This is a genomic window from Synechococcus sp. R55.2 (assembly GCF_047462075.1).
Lineage (GTDB): Bacteria > Cyanobacteriota > Cyanobacteriia > Thermostichales > Thermostichaceae > Thermostichus.
This window is the reverse complement of the sequence record NZ_JANSIH010000339.1, coordinates 16,364-20,258: the sequence shown is the minus strand read 5'-3', so window position 1 is coordinate 20,258 and position 3,895 is coordinate 16,364. Positions and strand designations below refer to the sequence as shown.

The 3,895-nt window shown below is 55.9% G+C and carries 4 protein-coding genes and 1 pseudogene; 4 read left to right on the top strand and 1 reads right to left on the bottom strand.

The features are described from left to right. Window position 1 precedes the first annotated feature (1 nt). A complete protein-coding gene (locus NW838_RS10845; RefSeq protein WP_414400683.1) occupies window positions 2-682 on the bottom strand; it encodes a DUF3318 domain-containing protein in 681 nt (226 codons plus the stop codon). Window positions 683-1,062: 380 nt separating this feature from the next. Between NW838_RS10845 and NW838_RS10840 the strand changes: the two genes are divergently transcribed. The 4 genes and pseudogenes from NW838_RS10840 to NW838_RS10825 form a co-directional block, all read left to right on the top strand. Then, window positions 1,063-2,253 carry an RNA-guided endonuclease InsQ/TnpB family protein gene (locus NW838_RS10840; RefSeq protein WP_414428033.1) on the top strand — a complete coding sequence of 397 codons (1,191 nt, stop codon included), beginning with the start codon at window positions 1,063-1,065 and terminating at the stop codon, window positions 2,251-2,253. A gap of 31 nt (window positions 2,254-2,284) precedes the next feature. Further along, a complete protein-coding gene (locus NW838_RS10835; RefSeq protein ID WP_414358146.1) occupies window positions 2,285-2,920 on the top strand; it encodes an FHA domain-containing protein in 636 nt (211 codons plus the stop codon). 42 nt (window positions 2,921-2,962) lie between these two features. Then, window positions 2,963-3,706 carry a class I SAM-dependent methyltransferase gene (locus tag NW838_RS10830; RefSeq protein WP_414428032.1) on the top strand — a complete coding sequence of 248 codons (744 nt, stop codon included), beginning with the start codon at window positions 2,963-2,965 and terminating at the stop codon, window positions 3,704-3,706. Window positions 3,707-3,708: 2 nt separating this feature from the next. After that, a pseudogene (locus NW838_RS10825) lies at window positions 3,709-3,895 on the top strand (ABC transporter permease); the annotation flags it as partial.

Below are 3,895 nucleotides of genomic sequence, written 5' to 3'. Positions count from 1 at the left end.
CTCAGCGCTGGAAGGGGTTTTGGTAAGGATTGGGGTTGGAGCTCTGGCCTTTGTTGCGGTACTTGGGGTTGATGGTTAGAGTGCCGGATCCCAGGCCCCGCTGCGCCAAAAACTCCAGGTTGCGGCGGCGCATGGTGGTGTCGTAGTCATTTTTAACGCGATCTTCCAGCATGGCCACCTGTTGCAACGCACTCAGCAGGATGGCAGCGGCCTGCTCGGAGCTGTAGCCGTTTTGCGAGGCGTAGCGCACGGCAAATTCATCGGCTGCAACTTGTGCTTTTTGCCCCTTTTCCGCTTTGCGCAACAGAAACACCGCCGAAGCGGCCAACCCGGCTGCTAGGCCAACACCGAGGTTGTCTCCCATCTGCAGCTCCACCAAAATGCCCATGCTGCCGGCCCCGATCAAGGCGGGATACAGCAACAACGCCGACCAGTTATCCCCCAAAGCCAGCTCTGTGGCCATCACCGCTTCTCGCAAGAAGTAGATCTTCTGCTGGTCAGGGCTCAGCTTCTGCCAACGGCTGAGGTCAATGGCAAAGCGAGAGTACTTTTGCCAGGGGAAGCGCCACAACGGCTGCACAACCCGAGACTGGTCAGGGGTGCCGATCTCGATCTGCACTTCAGGGCGGATCTCCACCGGGAGAAACTGGATCAGGCGGTCAAAGTCGGAAATGGTATACATGCTGGCACGGTGCGGTTAAAGGAGCGGCTGGAGATCATTACCCCCATAGTATAAGGATCCTAGCCTTCCTTGCAGGCTAGCTCCAAGAAAGCCTTTTGCGATTTGAGGTCTGCGTCCATGCCATCTCACCTGTAATGCCGTCTCACCCTCAACTGAATTGACTGTAAAAACCAGACCAGCTTGTTCTGGATCAGTTGTCATTTTTGCAACGCGCCCATCTTTTGGGCCTTTCTGCCCTTGAGAGGCAGGGGAAGTAGAGGACGCTGTCGGTATGAGTTGACCAAAAAACTGGGTTCAAGCCCCGCCCTAGGGCCTACGGCCCGCTGACGCGAGTAGGGCGGCTTTTTGCTAAAATCCGGCTAGCACGAGTAGGGTTTCCGATGTATTTTGCTCGGAAGCTAAAGTTGGGGTTTTCAGAGCAACTGCAGCATCTGGCTTTAGCCGCGGGCGAGCTATACTCCAAGACCTTGGTTTTCTTTTGGCGAGTGGCACGCAAGAAAGGCTTGTGGTTAAAGCCCTCGAGTTTGATGCGCTGGTTTCCCAACAGTAGTGGAAACGAACTTCACGCCCATAGTGCCGATGCAGTGGTACAAAGTTTCTTTGCTTCTCTGAAGTCTTGGTACAAGCGTCGTAAAACGGATCCCAACGCCAAGCCCCCCAAAAGACGGCGGCGCTACTTCAAGGTCATCTGGAAGTCCTCTGCCATTAGGGTTCGGGGTGGGAAGTTAGTTCTTTCCAACGGCAAGACCAACCCGCCTGTGGTTATTCCTTGGGCATGGGATACACCGGTGCAGGTAGAAATCGGCTGGGACGGCAAGCAGTACGAGTTGCGGGCCTGCTACGAGTTAAGTAGGCCGGAAGGGGAAGTAACGGCAAAGGCTGGGGAAGTAGCAGGTGTCGATTTAGGGGAAGTGCATTTAGCTACTGCTCACGACGGTCGGGCAACTTTTATAGCTAACGGGCGGTTACTGCGTTCCCAAAGGCGTTACCAGAACAAGCTGAAGGGCAAGCTCTCCAGGCTAATGGCTCGCAAGAAGAGAGGCTCACGGCGGTGGAAGCGGTTAGTTCGTTCTAAGCAGCGTCAGTTAGCTAGGCTGGCAAAGCAGATGGCGGACATTCTCCACAAGCAGACGACCAGGTTGGTCTCCACGCTCCAAGCAAGAGGCGTGCAGACGGTTGTGATTGGGGACATCCGGGATATCCGGCGGTCGGCCCAGTACAACAAGGTAGCGAACCAGAAAATCCACCAAATGCTGTCGGGACAGGTGCGGCGGCTGCTCACCTACAAGGCAGAGAAGTTGGGGATGTGGGTGGTGTTGCAAGAGGAACGGTACACCTCGCAGAAGTGCCCGCGTTGCCACATGCTCCACAAGCCCAGGGGTAGGGAGTATCATTGCCGGGCTTGTGGCTTTCGGTTTCACCGCGACGGCGTAGGGTCGGTAAATCTGAGACGAAAGTATCTGGGGCAGTTTGATGTCCCAGTAGTTGGGGTGATGGCATCCCCCATCGGGTTGAGGTTTCGACCCCATACCCGGTGTAGCTCAGTAAGCAGGAGTCATTCTGCAACCTGAGAAAGAATCCCCCGGCTTCAGGCGGGGGAGAATGTCAAATAAGATGGTGGTGTATGATTTGAGCCGATGGCGGGCGATAAGAGGGGGAAGTCCTCATTCTGGGGTTAACTGCAGCTTCGTTGCCTGGCCGTCCTTGGGCTGCCGTTTCCAACACCTCAACCACGCCGAGCGCACCCATAGCATGAACGCTTCTGCTGCCCAACCCAACCCTGCTCACCTGGTCTTGATCTTCACCGATCAGATGGGTCGGCGCGGTGTTGTCCTGGACAACATTTACTACTCGGTAGGCCGGGCAGTGAACAACCACATTCGCCTTTACGACCCTTGCGTCTCTCGCAAGCATGCGTTGATCATCCGCATTCCCGATGAGAACCGGGTTGGATATGGCTATGTGGTGTTCGATGGCGGCTCTGGATCTGGCCGCAGCACCAACGGCCTATTCGTCAATGGGAAACGGGTTTTGTCCCATCGCCTTGAGTTGTTGGATAAGATAGGCTTTGGCCCGAATGTGACGGCAATTGTGGAGAGCACCGACCGCCTCACTCCCGAAACCCTGGCCGGTCTGTTAAAGCCTTTATCCCCCGGCGACCACAGGGCCCTGCTGGGATCCCAGAAGAAAACCTCGGAAGAGATCCCGAAAAAAAACGGCGACTTTACCGCCGCCTGATTCCCTGCCCCGAATTCAGCAGATGATCGAGCTCTGATTGCTGTGCCCCCCATTCCACCTGCGCTGAGCGGCTACTGGCAAAATGCCTTTGACCTAGAAGACCATCTGGGATCCTTCCTGGGCCTTGCGGCTGCCGATCTGCGGGAGAGGCTGCGGGCAGGGCAGCAAGAATTGGCGGAGTTGGGCCGGCGAGACTTTGGCTGGGATCGGGCAGATGCGTTTTATCGGGATCAGGTGAGATCCGCCTATCTGCTGGATTTGGCGGCTTGGCACCTGAGCAGCACCGACTACATCGGCGATACCTTACGCCTGGTGGCGGATCATGCCCGCGGGTTGGTGTTGGATTTTGGCGGCGGCATCGGCACCCATGCTATCGGGGCGGCCCTCTGCGCAGCGGTGGATCAGGTGATCTTCTGGGATATCAACCCCATCCATCGGCAGTTTGTGCAATGGCGGGCGGAAAAGCTGGGCTTAACCGAGCGCATCCACTGTCCAGAAAACTTCCCAGAAGAGATCTTTTTTGACACGGTCATCTGCTTCGATGTGGTGGAACATCTGGCGGATCCGGCAGCGCAGTTGCGGCAGTTTTACGACTGGCTCAAGCCGTCAGGTAAGCTTTTGATCAACTGGTACTTTTTCAAGGGGTTTAACGGCGAGTTTCCTTTTCACCTGGACGACCCGCAAAAGGTAGAGCAATTCTTTCAGGTGCTGCAAAGCTGTTTTTTGGAGGTGTTTCACCCCTATTTCATTACCGCCCGCTGTTACCGCAAGTGGGATAAAAGCTGAGATTGGAGAAAACCAAGGTGCTGCGCTATTTGCGGATATTGTGGCTGTTTTGGAGCACCTCAATCGCGGCAGAAATGGAGTACCGTGCCAATTTTTTCTTTGCCAGCCTCAGCAGTCTGGGTGGCTTGGGATCCGCTCTGTTTGGGCTGTCGTTGTTTTACCAGCAGGGGCACCGGCTGGGCGGTTGGA

Bases quoted from the DNA above. Each gene is read 5' to 3' on its own strand.
- NW838_RS10845 (WP_414400683.1), bottom strand. From the start codon at position 682: ATGTATACCATTTCCGACTTTGACCGCCTGATCCAGTTTCTCCCGGTG.
- NW838_RS10840 (WP_414428033.1), top strand. From the start codon at position 1,063: ATGTATTTTGCTCGGAAGCTAAAGTTGGGGTTTTCAGAGCAACTGCAG.
- NW838_RS10835 (WP_414358146.1), top strand. From the start codon at position 2,285: ATGTCAAATAAGATGGTGGTGTATGATTTGAGCCGATGGCGGGCGATA.